The sequence below is a fragment of the Paracoccus mangrovi genome (genome assembly GCF_042648425.1).
Classification (GTDB): Bacteria; Pseudomonadota; Alphaproteobacteria; order Rhodobacterales; family Rhodobacteraceae; genus Paracoccus; species Paracoccus mangrovi.
This window is the reverse complement of the sequence record NZ_JBHRXJ010000002.1, coordinates 61155-77788: the sequence shown is the minus strand read 5'-3', so window position 1 is coordinate 77788 and position 16634 is coordinate 61155. Positions and strand designations below refer to the sequence as shown.

Below are 16634 nucleotides of genomic sequence, written 5' to 3'. Positions count from 1 at the left end.
CGGGCCTAGCCCGCGATCGCGGCGGGCGTCATCTCGGCCTGCAATTGCCGCGCAAGCCGTGCGGCCGCCGGCACGCCCCAGCGCACGCCCAGCGCCGACCCGCCCCCGGCCCGCCACAACCGCCATGCCTCGGGCGCGGGCACCGCGCCGAACCACCCGATCCCATCGGGTGAGCGCGGGGTATGAAGGATGTCGCGCCGCGCCAGAAGCCCGTCCTCGATCACGATGGCGGGGCGGATTTCGGGCGCCGCCAGATGCCGCGAGGCGGGCAGGTCGTCGGGAAATTCCCGCCGCGCCCGCCAGAAGGGCGCGCCCTGAAAGCGATCTTCGAGCCGGATGAAATCGCGCCCGATCCGGGCCTGATGCAGGCTGGTTTCGCGGGCGCGCCGGTTCAGGAACTGGCGACAGATATCCGCGCTGTCGGGATCCGCGGCCAGCGTCCGGCGCACGGCGGCCACCGCCAGCGCGCTGGACACGGCCCAGAACTGGCCATGCCCGGACAGCGGATCGATGGCGGCAAAGGCATCGCCCACGCGCAGAACCGAAAGGTCATCGACCGGATCGGGCAGCCGCGCCGCCGCCTCGCGCACCAGAACTTCGCCGGCAAGGGCGGCGCCCGCCAGCGCCGGCTCACCCTCGGCCATGGCCGCGCAGAGGCGTTCGGCCGGGGAACCGGGGCCGGCCGCATCCAGCATGACCTGCACCCAGACGCGGCCATCGGGCAAGGCCGCCCGCCAGAGCCAGCCGCCCGGAAACGCGCCCAGTCGGATACCGGGCGGCAGGTTCGCCGCGATCCATCCCGACAGGGCCAGCGTCGCGGGCGCACGCGTATCGGGCGCGGGCGTACCGCGTCCGCGCGCGTCGATGACCATCGCCGCCGCAATCCTGTCCCCGCCCGCCAACAGCGCGCCACCCGGCGCCGGCCGCCCGCTGCCCTGTACCAGCCGCGCGAAGGCATCCGTGGCGGCCCGGCGCAGATGCCGGTCCAGCGCCGCGCGCTCGACCAGATATTCACCGTTGCGGCCGCCGGCATCGCCGCCCAGCCCCGCCCAGTCGACCCGCCGTCCCAGGGGGCCGATCACCCCGTCAAAGCCGTGCAACAGCCCCTGCCCCGCCAGCCAGCGGTGAAGACGCGGCCCCAGCCCCTCGATCCGGGGGCGCGGGCGGATGGGATCGACCAGTACCACGTCAAGACCGTCGCGCGCGGCCAACCATGCCGAGATCGCCCCCGCAGGCCCGCCCCCCAGCACGATCAGATCGACCTGTTCCGGCATGGCACCTTCCCCCCGATTGCCACGATTTTGACCAGCCTGCACGCCGCACAGCAGCAATTCATGACATTTCCGGCCAGATCTTTCCGCCGCGACGACATGCCGCGCAGCTTGGCCGGGAATGACAAGAATGCGCGGCCCCGGCGCGCTTTCCTGAGCGTCATCGCCATCGGGCCCCGCGCCCAGACCGCCAGAGGAAGCCGTAATGAAGCCACTGACCCGAACCGCGCTGGTCTCTGCCGCAGCCCTGCTGACCGCCCTGCCCGCATGGGCCGTTTCGGGGCAGGATGTGCTGGAAAACACCTGCGCCGCCTGCCATGTCCAGCGCCCGGACGGGGGCTGGGAACGCATCGACGCCGCGCGCAAGACGCCCGAGGGCTGGGACATGACCGTGACCCGGATGATGCACAATCACGGGGTCGCGCTGACCCCCGAGGAACGTGCCGCCGTCGTGCGCTATCTGGCCGATACGCGCGGCCTGACCGTCGCCGAAACCGAGGGCCGCCGTTATATCCTGGAACGCGAGCCGGTGGCCGTCGACGAGGGTCCGAACACGCAGATGACCCAGACCTGCGGGCGCTGCCATTCCTATGCCCGCGTGGCCTTGCAGCGCCGCACCCCCGAGGATTGGGCGCATCTGGTGAACTTTCACCTCGGGCAATTCCCGACGCTGGAATATCAGGCGCTGGCCCGGGACCGCGACTGGTGGGGGATCGCACAGGCCGAGATCATCCCGTTTCTTGCCAAGACCTATCCGCTTGGCGATGCGCCGGCGCCCTTTGCGGGCGATGCCTCAGGCGAATATGTTCTGGCCGGGCGACAGCCGGGCGTCGGGGACTATAGCGGCAAGCTTGTGCTGGCGCGCAACGGCGCGGATTACGACGTGACCATGACGCTGGATTTCGCCGATGCCAGCCGCAGCTTTACCGGCACCGGGCGCATCCTTGGCGCGGGCGAATGGCGCGCCACATTGACGGATGGGACCACCACAATCCGTCAAGTCGCCAGCCTGACAGAGGGGGGCCATGTCTCGGGCCGCTGGTACGAGGCGGAAAGCGATGTGACCGGCGGCCGGATCGAGGCCCTGCGCCGCGACAGCGCGCCCCAGATCATCGCCGCCTTTCCCAGACGCCTCAAGCTGGGCGAGGAAACCCGGGTCACGCTGGCCGGCGCCGGGCTTTCGGACCAGCTGACCCTGCCCGAGGGCGTCAGCGGCAGCGTCGAAAGCGTCAAGGACGGCGTCACCACGCTGAAGCTGACGGCCAAGGGCGCGCCCGGTCCGGTCGCGATCGGTCTGGGCGGTCAAAGCATCGATTTGATCGCCTATGAAAAGCCCGACCGCATCACCATCGTCCCCGACATGGCGATGGCGCGGATCGGCGGCAATGGCGGCCCGATCCCCAAGACCCCCGCCCAGTTCGAGGCGATGGGCTGGCTGAACGGCCCCGATGGCCAGCCCGCGACCGATGACGACATCGCGCTTGGCGTCTTTCCGGCGCAATGGCGCACCGACAATTTCAACGAAGAGGCGGTAAAGATGGAGGATGCGAAATATGCCGGCAGCATCAGCGAAAGCGGCCTGTTCATGCCCGCCGATGCCGGCCCGAACCCCGAACGCCCGATGATGACCAACAATGCTGGCAACCTGAAGGTCATCGCCACCGTCGATGCCGGCGACGCGCCGCTGACCGCCGAGGCGCATCTTTACGCCACGGTCCAGCGCTTCGTCGACGCCCCGATCCGCTGAGGTGCCGCGATGTCTGCCCTGACGCTTATCCGCCACAATGCCCATCGGGTCGATGTCGATGGCCATGCCATGCTGATGCATGTGCCGACGACAAGCCTGTTCGCGCTCGATGGTGTGGCGCGCGATGTCTATGACCTGTTCCGTCGCGAACCCGCCATCGATGCCGAACTGCTGCGCGCCAGACTTGGCGCGCAGCATGACCCCGAAACCCTGAGCGATTGTCTGCAAAGCTTTCTGGCGCTGGATATCCTGCGCGACGCGGATGCGCCCGAAACCCCGCGCCCCATCGCCAAGGTTGACGAGATCCCGCTGTCCACGATCGTTCTGAACGTGAACACCGGCTGCAACCTCGCCTGCACCTATTGCTACAAAGAGGATCTGACCACGCCCGCCAAGGGCCAGAAGATGGGCTTTGAAACCGCGCGCGCCAGCTTTGAGCTGTTGCTGAAACAGGCCCATGCCCGCGACCGCGTGAACGTGGTCTTTTTCGGCGGCGAACCCTTGTCCAACATGCCGCTGATCCGCGAGGTCGTGGCCTATGCCGTGCCGCGCGCCGCCGAGCTGGGCAAGACGGTCGATTTCTCGCTGACCACCAACGCGACGCTTCTGACCCCGGAACTGGTCGATTGGTTCGACGCGCATCGCTTTGCCCTGACGGTCAGCATGGATGGCCCCAAGGCGCTGCATGACGCCAATCGCAAGACCGTGGGCGGCAAGGGCAGCTATGACCTTGTGGCGCGCAATGTGCGGATGCTGCTGTCGCGCTATCGCGCGCGCCCGGTGGGGGTGCGGGTCACGCTGACGCGCGGGGTGACCGACGTGATCGGCATCCACGACCATCTCAAGAACGATCTTGGCTTTCACGAGGTGGGCTTTGGCCCGGCGACCTCTGGTCCCATCGCGGTCTTCAACCTTGATGACGGCGCGCTGAAAGCGGTGTTCGAGGACATGAAAACCCTTGGCCGCCGCTATGTCGAGGCCGCCTGCCGGGGCGAGAATATCGGCTTTTCCAACATGCACCAATTGCTGACCGACATCGCCCAGGGCACCAAGAAGGCCGTGCCCTGTGGCGCCGGGCTGGGCATGCTGGCCGTGGACCGACAGGGGGACCTGCATCTGTGCCACCGCTTTGTCGGATCAGAGCAGCCGACCTATGGCAATGTCGCGGATGGCATCGACGTGCCGAAACTGGCCCGCTTTATCGAGGGCGCGCAGGACCGCAGCAGCTATGGCTGCCGCACCTGCCGGATCCGATCGATCTGTGCGGGCGGATGCTATCACGAAGCCTATGCCCGCCAGGGCGATCCCTATGCCCCGGTCTGGCATTACTGCGACCTGATGCGCGACTGGGTCGATTTCGGCATCGAGGCCTATGTCCGCATCATGCAGGCCAATCCCGCATTCTTCCGCACCCAGCTTGAGCCGCGCACGGCGCGCCCCGCCGCACCCATGGCCGCAACCAAGGAGGTTATCCAATGAAACACCTGACCCCCGCAAACGCCAAGGCCAAGGCCTTCGCCGAGGCACAGGCCGAGGGCCGCGAGGACGAGGTCGTGGCGATGAACTCGCTGGTCGGCTGCACCACGTCCTTTGATCCCGGCTGGGAGGTGGACGCCTTTGGCGCCGTCTCGAACCTGTGCCAGCCGATGGAGGCCGATCTTTACGGCTGCGCCGATCCCTGCTGGTGGCCGGCGCAGGTCGCCGACACGCTGCAAACCTATCCCGAATGGAGCGCGGGCGCCGATGACGTCATGCAGGACTGGCGCAAGCTGCAATCCGTCTTTCCCGAAAGCAAGGGCTGACACCATGCACAAGACGCTGATTTCGCTGGCAGCCGTGATGGCGACCCTGGCCATGCCGGCGCTGGCCAAGGATTACATCCTTGCGCCCGCCCGCCCCGACAAGCTGGTCGTGGTCGATACCGAAAAGATGGCGGTGGAAAAGGTCATCACCATCAAGGATGCCGGCCCCACGCCGATGGTGCCGGTCGTCGCACCCGGCGGCAAGATCGCCTATACCTCGGTCAACAAGACGGAAAGCATCGTCAAGCTGGACCTTGCGACCGGCGAGACGCTGGCCCGGGTCGACCTGTCCACGCCCGAGGAACGGGTCAAGACGCTGTTCGGGCTGGCGCTGTCGCCCGATGGCAAGACGCTGGCCGCCTATCAGACGCCGGTGCGGCTGCTGCCCACCCATTTCGAGGTGCAGCCGACGCGCATCGCGCTTTACGATGCCGATACGCTCAAGCTGCAAAAGACCTTTGAGGCCCCGCGACAGGTGACGCTTCTGGCATGGTCGCGTGACGGCGGCCGTCTTTACGGGCTGGGCCGCGCGCTTCACGTCATGGACCCGGTCGCCGGCAAGCTGGTCGAGGATCTGCCCATCCAGAGCTGGAAGCCCGAGACCTATCTTCAGCCCGACGTTCTTGCCGTCTGGAGCCAGCACGAAAGTTCGGGCGTGATGGCGGTGCCCTTCTATACCATGCGCAAGGACAAAGAGCCGACCGACCCCGAGGCCCCGCGCACCGGTCTCTTGACCATGGATCTGGACAGCGGCCAGATGGTGATGCGCGACGTGCGGGCGATGGATGTGTTCTATTTCTCGACCGCGGTGAACCCGGCCAAGACACGGGCCTTTGGCGCCTATAACGTGCTGGAAAGCTTTGATCTGGAAAAGGGCGCCTCGGTCAAGCGGGTGCCCCTGCCGCACAGCTATTATTCGGTCAATGTCTCGACCGATGGCAAGACCGTCTGGCTGGGCGGCGCACTTGGCGATCTGGCCGCCTATGACGCCGAAACACTTGAGAAAAAGGGCCAGGTCGATCTGCCGGGCAATGCCTCGATGTCGCTGGCATCGGTGCGGCTGTTCACCCGGGACGACTGAGGTGATCCGGGTCGGCGTGATCGATAGCGGCGGTCCCGCCGACGATCCGCCCGGCGAACGGGCGCTGGCGCGCGCCTTCGCGCCCGATGGCTCGGCCCAGCCAGCCGAACCCGACCGGCTGGGCCATGGCAGCGCCGTGGCCGGCATCATCCGCCGCGCCAGCCCCGGCGCGCGGATCGTGCATGCACAGGTCTTTGACGCGCGCCCGGTGACCAGCGCGCTGCGCGTCACCGCCGCCCTGCGCTGGTTTGCGGGGCTGGCGCCGGACGAACGGCCCGACCTGATCTGTCTCAGCCTCGGGCTCGCCGCCGATCGCGCGCCCTTGGAACGCGCCTGCGCCGCGTTGGTCGAGGCCGGCGCGGTGCTGGTCGCGGCCCATCCCGCACGGGGGCCGGTCTGCTATCCCGCCGCCTATCCCGGCATCATCGCCGCCACCGGCGATGCGCGCTGCGGCTGGGACGAAATTTCGCAACTTGGGCCGGCGCTTTTCGGGGCCTGGTGCAATTCGCCCGAACATGGCGCGCGCGGCATGGGCGGCGCCAGTCTTGGCGCGGCGCGGATCGCGGGCCATCTGGCCGCGATCATGGCCAGCGAGGGGCGGCTGAGCGGCCCCACAGCCATCGCCACGCTGAGCGCCCGCGCCCGCCATCACGGTCCCGAGCACAAGCATGGATAGGCGGCATGGATAGGTTGGCCCCCCGCCTTGCCCGGCTGATCTTTGGCGCGGATGCCGCGCGCTGGCTGGCGCCGGTGATGGCGCGCGCGCTGCCGGGCGCGGGGCTGGTGCTGGTGGCATCGCTGTCGGCGGCGGCGCTTGGGCTGGCCATGCCGATGCTGACCCGACAGGTGATCGACGCCGGCATCATGGCCCGCGACATGGGGGCGCTGGTCTTTTGGGCGGCGCTTTCATTCGCGCTCGGGCTGGGGGCGGTGGGTTTTGGCATCGTCAATTCCATGCTGCATCTGCGGGTTTCGGCGGCGATGCTGGCCGATCTGCGCGGGCGGCTTTTCGGTGCGGCGCTGGCGCGCGATCCGGCCCGGCCCGACCTGCCTCTGGGCGAGGCGATGGCGCGGCTGGACGGCGATTGCGCCGAGATCCAGAGCTTTGCCTTTGACACCGTGCTGATCGCCATCGGCGCGGTCTTTCGCCTTGCCGGGGGGCTGGCGTTGATGGTGGCGCTGGACTGGCGGATGGCGATGCTGCCGCTTTTGGCGGCGCCCTTTGAGCTTTGGTTTCTGTCCCGCGCGCGCCCCCGCACCCAGCGCCTTGCCGAAACAACCCGCGAATTGCGCGGCGCGCTGAGCACCCAGATGGCCGAGACGCTGTCGGCGCGCGCCACCCTGCGCGGCCTCGATGCGCTGGACCAGCGCGGGGCCGGCTTTGCCCGCGCCCAAGGCGATCAGATCGCCAGCCTGCTCCGCCAGCGGATCTGGTCGGAAACCGTGGGCGCAGTCAGCCAGATCATCACCGCCATCCTGCGCGGCGCGATCCTGTTGGTCGGCGGCTGGCAGGTGGTGCGCGGCGAATGGCAGATCGGCACGCTGGTCGCGTTCCTTGCCTATGCCGGGATGATGTCGGGGCCGTTGCGGAACCTGCTGGGGCTTTATCACGCGCAGGCCCGCGCCCGCGTCGCCACCGACCGGCTGGGCGGCGTCATCGACAGCGCCCGCCCCGATGACGGCGCCCCGCCCCCGCCCGGGTCCGCGACCCTGACCCTGCGCGGGGCGCGGGCCGTGGGCGGCATCCACGATCCGCTCGACCTGACGATCCCGCCGGGCCAGCGGGTCTTGCTGGACGGTCCCTCGGGCATCGGCAAGTCGCGCCTGATGGCGGCGCTGACCCGCGACGCGCCGCTGGCCGAAGGTGCGGCGCTGTTTTCAGCGGCGGATATCGCCGGGCTGCGCGCGCGGGCGCTGATCGCGCGCATCGCGCATCTGGCACAGCGCCCCGCGATCCTGCGTGGCACGCTGGCGGGGAATTTGCGCCTTGCGGCGCCGGATGCCGATGACGCGGCCTTGTGGCGGGTGCTGGCGGATGCGGATCTGGTCGATTGGGCGCGGGGCGCGGCCGGGCTGGACACGCCCGTCGCCGAAACCGGCGCCGATCTGTCGGGCGGTCTGCGCCAGCGCATCGCCATTGCCCGCGCGCTGCTGCGCCCCGCCGATGTGATGATCTTTGACGAGGCGTTTTCCGAAATCGACGATGCCGCATGTCGCCGCATTCTGGCCGCCATTGACGCGCATTGTCCCGGGCGGACGCGGATCTTTATCGCCCATAGCGGCCCGGCGCGCGAAGGCCGCTTTGATCAGCGGATCACGCTGACCTCTTCGGTGGCCATCTTTCTGAGCTCGCGCGGCGAGGCGCCGTACCAGCGCGAGAATGCCCGCGAAAAGGCGGTCTGATCGGAATAGCCCAGCAACAAGGCGATTTCCCCGAACAGCCGGTCGCTGCGCACCAAAAGCGCGAAACCATGGGCGCGGCGCGATTCTTCGAGAATGGCGTTGAAGGGTTGCCCCTCGGCCGCCAGCGCCCGGCGCAGCGAGCGTTCGGACATGCCCAGTTGGGCGGCGATTTGGGCCTGATGGACCTGACCGCGATCCTTCTGCGACAGGATCAGCGCATGCACGCGCTGCGACACCGGCGTCTGGCGGCGCAGCTCGACCAGCGCCTCGTCCAGCTTTTTCGCACAGCTGAGGGCATCGCCTTCGGGTTCGTGGCACAGCGTATTCGCAAGGCTTCGGGCCGAGATGGTGATGCGGTTCTCATCCTGTCCGAAACGCGGGGTCCGGCCCAGATACTGGGCCAGCGCGCGCAGGTCGCGGTCGGGCTGATGTTCAAAGCACATGTCCCGGATCGCGTCGCGCGGCACACCGTAGCGCGTGCAGATGCCATGGATCAGGCCCAGCGTAAGTTCCGCATCCGCGCGGCGCGGCCAGATGCGCGGGTCAAGGACACGATATGAGATATGGGCCTCGTCCCCGGTCACCTCAAAGGTGACCGAGCTGTTGGATTGCAGCACCGGGAACCCGCGGGCAAAGATGCGCAACGCCTCGCCCAGGGTGCGGCGCGGGGCGATGGCATCGCCCAGAACCCCGATGGTGGTCAGAGGCAGCGTTTCGCCCGACCGCCATGACCGCAGGCTGTCGGCGCTTGCCGCGCGCTCGTCCTCGATCCGGGCGATAAAGCTGTCCAGGGACATCGGCGATTCCGTCGCCGCATGTGCGGCTTCGGCTTCGGGCCCAAGAACCAAAAAGGCGACGGCTCCGCGAATCCATGAACTTTGCATGGTGTTTCCCGTGGCTGGTGCGGGCTGGCAATCCTGTCGCGCCTTGGCCCGGCGATTTCCCTGTTGCGACAAATTGTAGCACAAGCCCGGCCGGTTTTCGCAAACCCGCACGAAATTCGGGGGAAAGTCGCCGAACGGACATGAAACATATGTATAACATATACTTACGCGTCACAATCTCGGCCCCCGACAGCCCGGCGGATTTGACATTTCCGGCCAGATTTCCGGCCCCCGCCACCTTTGGCCGGAACTGGCAAGAATCGCCCGGCCCCATGGCGCAGGATTTTCCGATCCACAGGGGAGGCAGGAATGACCGAATACCGACTTCTGATCGATGGCAGGCTGGTCGCGGGCGATATGACCATGGAGGTCGTGAACCCCGCCAATGAACAGGTGCTGGCGCTGGCGCCCCGCGCCTCGGGCGCACAGCTGGACGCGGCGGTGGCGGCCGCCAAGGCGGCTTTCCCCGCCTGGGCCGCGCGCCCGATCGAGGACCGCCGTGTGCTGATCCTCGGCATTGCCGACCGCATCGAGGCCGAGGCCGAGGGGCTGGCCCGCCTGTTGACGCAGGAACAGGGCAAGCCCCTGCCCGAGGCGCAGGCCGAGATCCTTTATACCTGCGCCTTCATCCGGCATCTGGCCGGGTACGACCTGCCGGTGAAGGTGATCGAGGATAACGAAAGCCGCCTTGTGCGGCAGTTCCGCAAGCCGCTGGGCGTGGTGGGCGCGATCATCCCGTGGAATTTCCCGGTGCTGATCGTGGCGTTCAAGATGCCGCTGGCCCTGCTTGCGGGCAATACCATGGTGATCAAGCCGGCGCCGACCACGCCGCTGACCACGCTGCGGCTGGGCGAGATCATGGCCGAGCTTTTGCCGGCCGGGGTCGTGAACATCGTCACCGATCAGAACGATCTGGGCGCCGCGCTGACCGCGCATCCCGATGTGGCCAAGATTTCCTTTACCGGATCGACCGCGACCGGGCAAAAGATCATGGCCAGCGCCGCCTCGACCATCAAGCGGCTGACGCTTGAGCTGGGGGGCAATGACGCGGCCATCGTGCTGCCGGGGGCGGACCCGGCCAAGGTGGCGCCGGGGATCTTTGCCGGGGCTTTCATGAATGCCGGGCAGGTCTGTCTGGCGATCAAGCGCGCCTATGTCCACGATTCCATCTATGAAGAGGTATGCGAGCGGCTGGCGCAGCTGGCGCGCGAGGCCGTCGTCGGCGACGGGCTTGAGCAGGGCGTGACCATCGGTCCGCTGCAAAATCGCATGCAATTCGAAAAGGTGCAGACCTATCTGGCCTCGGCGCGCGATGACGGCCGCATTCTGGCCGGGGGCGAGGTGCCCGCCGGGCCGGGCTATTTCATCACCCCCACCATCGTTGCCGATGTGAAGGATGGCGACCGCATCGTCGATGAGGAACAGTTCGGGCCGATCCTGCCGGTCATCCGTTTCGACGATGTCGAGGCCGCCGTGGCCAGCGCCAACGGGCTGGATCTGGGTCTGGGCGGATCGGTCTGGGGCGAGGATCGCGATCTGGCGCGTCAGGTCGCCGAGCGGATCGAAAGCGGTACGGTCTGGATCAACAAGCATCTGGATTTCGGCCCCAACATGCCCTTTGGCGGTGCCAAGCAATCCGGGTTGGGGGTCGAGTTCGCCGAAGAGGGTCTGGCCGAATTCACCCAGATCCGGGTGGTGAACGAGGCCCGATAAAAACGAGGCCCCGATAAAGATGCGCCGCGCGTCCCCCGGGCGGCGCTGTCGCCGGGGGCTCTGCCCCCACGCCCCGCCAGCCCCCCGATGGGGCCGGCGAGGCGTTCCCCCGGGATATTTGGGCATGAAAGAGGCGGCGGATCAGTCCGGGTGAAAGCGGGGTTTGCGCTTTTCGACGAAAGCCTGCATGCCCTCGCGTTGGTCGGGGGTGCCGAACAGGCGCTGGAACATGCCGCGCTCCCAGGCCACGCCTTCGACCAGCGACAGTTCCTCGGCGCGCATCACCGCCTCGCGCGCGAGGCGGGTCGCGGGGCGCGAATAGCCGGCGATGGTATGGGCGGCGGCCATCGCCTGAGCGACCACCTGATCGTCGGGGACGACGCGGGCGACGAGGCCGGCGCGCAGGGCCTCGGCCGCGTCCATCATCCGCCCGGTCAGATGCATGTCCATGGCAAGCGCCCGGCCGATCAGTTTCGTCATCCGCTGGGTGCCGCCCATGCCGGCGATGACGCCCAGCTTGACCTCGGGCTGGCCGAATTTCGCGCCTTCGCCGGCAATGGCGAAATCGCACATCATCATCAGCTCGCACCCGCCGCCAAGGGCAAAGCCGTTCACCGCCGCGATCTTTGGGATGCGGGTCGCGGCGAAGCGGTCCCAGACGGCGAAGATGTCGGTCTCGATCATTTCAGCCGCGGTTTTTCCGGCCATTTCGGCGATGTCGGCGCCGGCCGCAAAGGCGCGTTCGGATCCGGTGATCACCATCGCGCCGATATCGCGGTCGGACTCGAGTTCGAGCGCGGCGGCGGCCAGTTCCGCCGCCAGCGCCCCATTCAGCGCGTTGAGCACCTCGGGACGGTTGAGCCGGATCAGGGCGACGCGCCCCTCGCGGGTGATCTCGATCAGCTTTGCCATGATATGTCCCCTAAAGCCCGCGCGCGATGACCAGACGCTGCACCTCGCTGGTGCCTTCATAGATCTGGCAGACGCGGACATCGCGATAGATGCGTTCGACCGGATAGTCGCGCAGATAGCCATAGCCGCCATGGATCTGAATCGCGTCCGAGATCACCCGCTCGGCCATTTCGGATGCGAAAAGCTTGGCCATCGACGCCTCGGTCAGGCAGGGCTTTCCGGCCTCGCGCAGGGTGGCGGCGCGCAGCACCATCAGGCGCGCGGCGTCGATCTGGGTCGCCATATCGGCCAGTTTGAAGGCCACCGCCTGATGTTCGATGATCGGGCGGCCAAAGGTGATGCGGTCGCGCGCATAGGCAAGCGCCGCCTCATAGGCGCCGCGCGCCATGCCGACCGCCTGGGCGGCGATGCCGATGCGGCCGCCTTCGAGGTTGGCCAGCGCGATCTTGTAACCCTGTCCCTCGTCGCCCAGGCGATTTTCGGCGGGCACGCGCATATTGGTGAATGCCAGCGCGCAGGTGTCGGACGCATGCTGGCCCAGCTTGTGTTCGACCGAAACCACCTCATAGCCGGGGGTATCGGTGGGCACGATAAAGGCCGAGATGCCTTTCTTGCCGGCATCGGGGTCGGTCACGGCAAAGACGATCACCACCTTGCCGTTCTTGCCCGAGGTGATGAACTGTTTCGCGCCGTCGATGACATAGTGGTCGCCATCGCGCCGGGCGCGGGTTTTCAGCGAGGATGCATCCGATCCGGCCTGCGGTTCGGTCAGGGCAAAGCCGCCGATCCATTCGCCCGAGGCAAGGCGCGGCAGAAAGCGCGCCTTCTGATCCTCGGTGCCGTATTTCAGGATCGGCACGCAGCCGACGGATGAATGGACCGACATGATGGTCGAGCAGGCGCCATCGGCGGCCGCGATTTCCTCAAGCGCCAGCGCATAGGCGACGATGCCGGTTTCGGAACCGCCATGGGCCTCGGGGACCAGCATGCCCAGAAAGCCCAGCTCGCCCATCTGGGTCAGTTCCGCGCGCGGAAACGCGTGGTCGCGGTCGCGCGCGGCGGCGCCGGGGGCCAGCACATCGCGGGCGAAATCCCGCGCCATGTCGCGGATCTGTTCCTGTTCCTCGGTCAAGATCATCAGTTCAGCCTTTCGATGGCGATGGCCGTGGCCTCGCCCCCGCCGATGCAGAGCGAGGCGATGCCACGGTTCAGCCCATGGTGTTCCAGCGCGTTCAACAGCGTGACCATGACGCGGGCGCCCGATGCGCCGATGGGATGGCCCAGCGCGCAGGCGCCGCCATTCACGTTCACGATGTCATGGCCAAGCCCAAGATCGCGCATCGCCGCCATGGCGACGACGGCGAAAGCCTCGTTGATTTCCCACAGGTCGATATCGGCGATGGAAAGGCCGGTCCGTTCCATCAGCTTTCTGACCGAGCCGATGGGCGCGGTCGGAAACAGGTTCGGCTTGTCGGCGAAGGTCGCATGGCCAAGGATGCGGGCGCGGGGCGTCAGTCCGCGACGCTCGGCCTCGGACGCGCGCATCAGGATCAGCGCCGCCCCACCGTCCGAGATGGACGAGCTGTTCGCCGCCGTGACCGTGCCCCCTTCGCGGAAGGCGGGGCGCAGGGTGGGGATCTTGTCCAGCCGCGCCTTGCCGGGCTGTTCGTCGATCGTCACCACCAGCTCGGCCTTGCCGGCGCGGATGGCGACGGGCGTCACCTCGGCGTCAAAGCGGCCCTCTTTGATGGCCTTTTGCGCCCGGGTCAGCGAGGTGATGGCATAGTCGTCCTGGGCCTCGCGGGTGAATTGATAGGCCTCGGCGCAATCCTCGGCGAATGTGCCCATCAGGCGGCCCTTGTCATAGGCGTCCTCAAGCCCGTCAAGGAACATGTGATCCATGACCTGACCGTGACCCATCCGGTAGCCGGCGCGCGCCTTGGGCAAGAGGTATGGCGCGCTGGACATGCTTTCCATGCCCCCCGCGACGACCACATCGGCCGAACCCGCAAGGATCAGGTCGTGACCCAGCATCGCGGCCTTCATCCCCGATCCGCACATCTTGTTCACGGTGGTGGCCCCGGCGCCCAGCGGCAGCCCGGCGGCCAGTGCCGCCTGACGGGCAGGGGCCTGACCCTGACCGGCGGGCAGGACGCAGCCCATGATGATTTCCTGCACCGCGTCCGGGGCAAGCCCCGCACCCTTCAGCGCGCCGGTGATGGCGGCGGCGCCAAGGGTCGCGGCCGGGGTGCTGGCGAAATCGCCCTGAAAGCCGCCCATGGGCGTGCGCGCGGCGCCGACGATGACGATGGGATCGTGTTCCATGGGATATTCCTTATTTCGGGGCCATGCGGATGGCGCCATCCAGACGGATGACTTCGCCATTCAGCATCTGGTTCTCGACGATATGGCGCACAAGGGCCGCATATTCGGCGGGTTGACCCAGACGCGGCGGGAACGGGACCGAGGCGCCAAGGCTGTCCTGAACCTCTTGCGGCATCGCGGTCATCATCGGCGTGGCAAAGATGCCGGGCGCAATGCTCATCACCCGGATGCCCAGCCGCGCCAGTTCCCGCGCGGCCGGCAGCGTCATCGCCGCGACCCCGCCCTTGGAGGCCGCATAGGCCGCCTGCCCGATCTGGCCGTCAAAGGCCGCGACGGATGCGGTGTTGATGATCACGCCGCGTTCGCCATCTGGCGCGGGCTCGTTTTTCGCCATGGCGTCGGCGGCAAGGCGCAGGATGTTGAAGGTGCCGATCAGGTTGATGCCGATGGTGCGGGCAAAGCTGTCCAGCGCATGCGGACCGGCGCGGCCGACGATGCGTTCGCCCGGAGCGACCCCGGCGCAATTGACCGCCACGTCCAGGCGGCCAAAGAGGTTCAGCGTGGTCGCGACCGCCGCCGCGCCGTCATCGGCGCTGGTCACATCGGCCTTGACGAACGCCGCGCCATCGCCCAGCTCGTGGGACAGCGCCTCGCCCGCGGGCTGGTTCACATCGACCAGCACGGCTTTCGCGCCGGAATCGACCGCCATGCGCGCCACCGCCGCGCCAAGGCCCGAGCCCGCGCCGGTGATCAGGAAAACCTTGTTCTTGAGCTGCATGTTCTGGTCCTTATGCTCGCGCCAGTTTCTCGACCTCGGCCTTGCGCAACAGGAAACGTTGCACCTTGCCGCTGGGCGTTTTCGGCAGGTCGGCGACGAAATCGATCAGTTTCGGATAGGCATGCGCCGACAGGCGGCGCTTGACATGGGCGCGCAGTTCCTCGGCCAGCTCGGGGCTGGCCTGATGGCCCTTGCCCAGAATGACAAAGGCCTTGACCACCTCGGTGCGTTCGGGGTCGGGCACGCCGATCACCGCCGCCTCGATCACCGCCGGATGTTCGATCAGCGCGCTTTCCACGTCGAAGGGCCCGATCCGGTAACCCGACGAGGTGATCACATCGTCCGAACGCCCGATAAAGCTGACCGAGCCGTCGGGTTCGAATTCCACGCTGTCGCCGGTGCGATAATAGCCGCCCGCCAGCGCCGGCGTCGCCTGATTCAGATAGCCCGAAAACCACATCAGCGGCGATTTCGTCATGTCGATGGCCAGCACGCCGGGCTGGTTCGCGCCAAGCTCGCGCCCCTCGTCATCCAGCACGACGACGCGATAGCCCGGCATGGCCAGACCCGAGGATCCCGGCCGCACCGGATGGTCCAGCCCGTGATGGTTGTTCACGCACATGCCCATTTCGGTCTGGCCATAGTGGTCATGGATGGGCACGGCGAGATGCGCGTCGAACCAGCGCATGATTTCGGGGTTCAGCGGCTCGCCGGCCGAGCTGACGACGCGCAGCCGGCCCTTGATGCCGGCGACCGTCTCGGGGCCGGCGGCCATCAGCAACCGATAGGCGGTCGGCGATCCGGCAAGGCTGGTCACGCCCAGCCGCTCGATGATGCGACAGGTCGATTCCGCCGTGAACCCGCCCTCGTAAAAGATCGTCGCCTGACCCAGCAAAAGCGGGCCGGTCAGCGCATAGTAAAGCCCATAGGCCCAGCCCGGATCGGCGATGTTCCAGAACACGTCGCCTTCGTTCAGATCGATGGCGTCGCGCATATAGGCACCGAACGCCAAAAGCGCGCGCAAAGGCACCGGCACCCCCTTGGGCAGGCCGGTGGTCCCCGATGTGGACATCATCATGAAGAGATCCTCGCCCCGGCGCAGGACCGGCTCGAATTCGGTCCCGGCCTCGGCAAGGGCTGCGCGGAAATCGACATCGCCGGCGGGCAGCGGCTCGTCATCCGCGCGGATCAGGGCGACGGTCGGGCAATCCTCGACCTCGGTCAGCTTGGGGCGCTGGCTGGCATTCGTCACCACCAGCTTGGCGCCGCTGGTCTTGAGCCGGTGCTCGATCGCCTTGGGGCCGAATGCGGTGAAGAGCGGCTGATAGACCGCGCCCAGCCGCCATGCGCCCAGCACCGTCGCCATCAATTCGACCGTGCGCGGCAAAAGCCCCGCGATCACGTCGCCCGGGCGGATGCCCTGCGCGGCAAGGACATTGGCCGCGCGCGCCGACAGTTCGCGCAGCTCCTCGAACGTGTATTCGCGCAGCACCTCGTCGGGCGACAGACAGCGCAGCGCCACCCGGTTCGCGCCGGTATGACGGTCGCAGCATTCGACACAGGCGTTCAGCCCGGTTTGCAGATCGCCCCGCAGCATGGTCATCGCCTCGTCGATGCTGAACCGTGCCACGGCGTCGTGATATCCGGGCCGCGCGCGGCCCCCGCTTGTCGCAGTCATGATCGCTTTCCCCCCGAAACGCCTTTCCCCGACTCGCCGC

At 67.6% G+C, this 16634-nt stretch carries 14 protein-coding genes; 7 read left to right on the top strand and 7 right to left on the bottom strand.

Going from position 1 to position 16634, the window contains the following annotated elements; translation table 11 throughout:
* Positions 1-5 precede the first annotated feature (5 nt).
* Positions 6-1274 carry a flavin-dependent monooxygenase QhpG gene (gene qhpG / locus ACFOMH_RS02765; protein ID WP_377742473.1) on the bottom strand — a complete coding sequence of 423 codons (1269 nt, stop codon included), beginning with the start codon at positions 1272-1274 and terminating at the stop codon, positions 6-8.
* A 202-nt stretch (positions 1275-1476) separates the two neighbouring features.
* Here qhpG and peaA point away from each other — a divergent pair, with 202 nt between their 5' ends.
* Genes peaA through ACFOMH_RS02735 form a run of 6 tightly spaced genes read left to right on the top strand, consistent with a single transcriptional unit; the run spans position 1477 to position 8304 of the window.
* The gene (gene peaA / locus ACFOMH_RS02760; protein ID WP_377742471.1) at positions 1477-3018 is read left to right on the top strand and encodes a quinohemoprotein amine dehydrogenase subunit alpha; all 1542 of its coding nucleotides are present in this window, start codon (positions 1477-1479) and stop codon (positions 3016-3018) included.
* A 9-nt stretch (positions 3019-3027) separates the two neighbouring features.
* Positions 3028-4497, top strand: coding sequence for a quinohemoprotein amine dehydrogenase maturation protein (peaB, locus tag ACFOMH_RS02755; RefSeq protein ID WP_374425245.1), 1470 nt, complete (start codon positions 3028-3030; stop codon positions 4495-4497).
* Positions 4494-4820 carry a quinohemoprotein amine dehydrogenase subunit gamma gene (gene qhpC, locus ACFOMH_RS02750; protein WP_374425244.1) on the top strand — a complete coding sequence of 109 codons (327 nt, stop codon included), beginning with the start codon at positions 4494-4496 and terminating at the stop codon, positions 4818-4820. Before peaB ends, qhpC begins: the two co-directional genes overlap by 4 nt.
* A 4-nt stretch (positions 4821-4824) precedes the next feature.
* Complete coding sequence (gene peaD / locus ACFOMH_RS02745; protein WP_374425243.1) at positions 4825-5901, top strand: quinohemoprotein amine dehydrogenase subunit beta; 1077 nt, start codon at positions 4825-4827, stop codon at positions 5899-5901.
* A gap of 1 nt (position 5902) precedes the next feature.
* Positions 5903-6577 carry a subtilisin-like serine protease QhpE gene (gene qhpE, locus ACFOMH_RS02740; protein ID WP_377742468.1) on the top strand — a complete coding sequence of 225 codons (675 nt, stop codon included), beginning with the start codon at positions 5903-5905 and terminating at the stop codon, positions 6575-6577.
* A gap of 5 nt (positions 6578-6582) precedes the next feature.
* Complete coding sequence (locus tag ACFOMH_RS02735; protein WP_377742466.1) at positions 6583-8304, top strand: ABC transporter ATP-binding protein; 1722 nt, start codon at positions 6583-6585, stop codon at positions 8302-8304.
* Here the strand turns inward: ACFOMH_RS02735 and qhpR are convergent.
* Positions 8208-9101 (bottom strand): AraC-like transcriptional regulator QhpR, encoded by an 894-nt coding sequence (gene qhpR / locus ACFOMH_RS02730; RefSeq protein WP_377742464.1) that lies wholly within the window; start codon positions 9099-9101, stop codon positions 8208-8210. The genes ACFOMH_RS02735 and qhpR overlap by 97 nt on opposite strands.
* A 396-nt stretch (positions 9102-9497) precedes the next feature.
* Between qhpR and ACFOMH_RS02725 the strand changes: the two genes are divergently transcribed.
* Entirely contained in the window at positions 9498-10901 is a 1404-nt protein-coding gene (locus tag ACFOMH_RS02725; protein ID WP_374425239.1) for an aldehyde dehydrogenase family protein, read from the top strand.
* 141 nt (positions 10902-11042) lie between these two features.
* Here the strand turns inward: ACFOMH_RS02725 and ACFOMH_RS02720 are convergent, their stop codons facing one another.
* Genes ACFOMH_RS02720 through ACFOMH_RS02700 form a run of 5 tightly spaced genes read right to left on the bottom strand, consistent with a single transcriptional unit; the run spans position 11043 to position 16594 of the window.
* A complete protein-coding gene (locus ACFOMH_RS02720) occupies positions 11043-11813 on the bottom strand; it encodes an enoyl-CoA hydratase-related protein (RefSeq protein WP_377742462.1) in 771 nt (256 codons plus the stop codon).
* A gap of 10 nt (positions 11814-11823) precedes the next feature.
* Complete coding sequence (locus ACFOMH_RS02715) at positions 11824-12951, bottom strand: acyl-CoA dehydrogenase family protein (protein WP_374425237.1); 1128 nt, start codon at positions 12949-12951, stop codon at positions 11824-11826.
* Positions 12951-14138, bottom strand: a complete 1188-nt coding sequence (locus tag ACFOMH_RS02710; RefSeq protein WP_377742461.1) for an acetyl-CoA C-acyltransferase — start codon at positions 14136-14138, stop codon at positions 12951-12953. Before ACFOMH_RS02710 ends, ACFOMH_RS02715 begins: the two co-directional genes overlap by 1 nt.
* A 10-nt stretch (positions 14139-14148) precedes the next feature.
* Positions 14149-14916, bottom strand: a complete 768-nt coding sequence (locus tag ACFOMH_RS02705) for a 3-hydroxyacyl-CoA dehydrogenase (protein ID WP_377742459.1) — start codon at positions 14914-14916, stop codon at positions 14149-14151.
* 10 nt (positions 14917-14926) lie between these two features.
* Positions 14927-16594, bottom strand: a complete 1668-nt coding sequence (locus ACFOMH_RS02700; RefSeq protein WP_377742457.1) for an acyl-CoA synthetase — start codon at positions 16592-16594, stop codon at positions 14927-14929.
* Between the last annotated feature and the right edge of the window lie 40 nt (positions 16595-16634).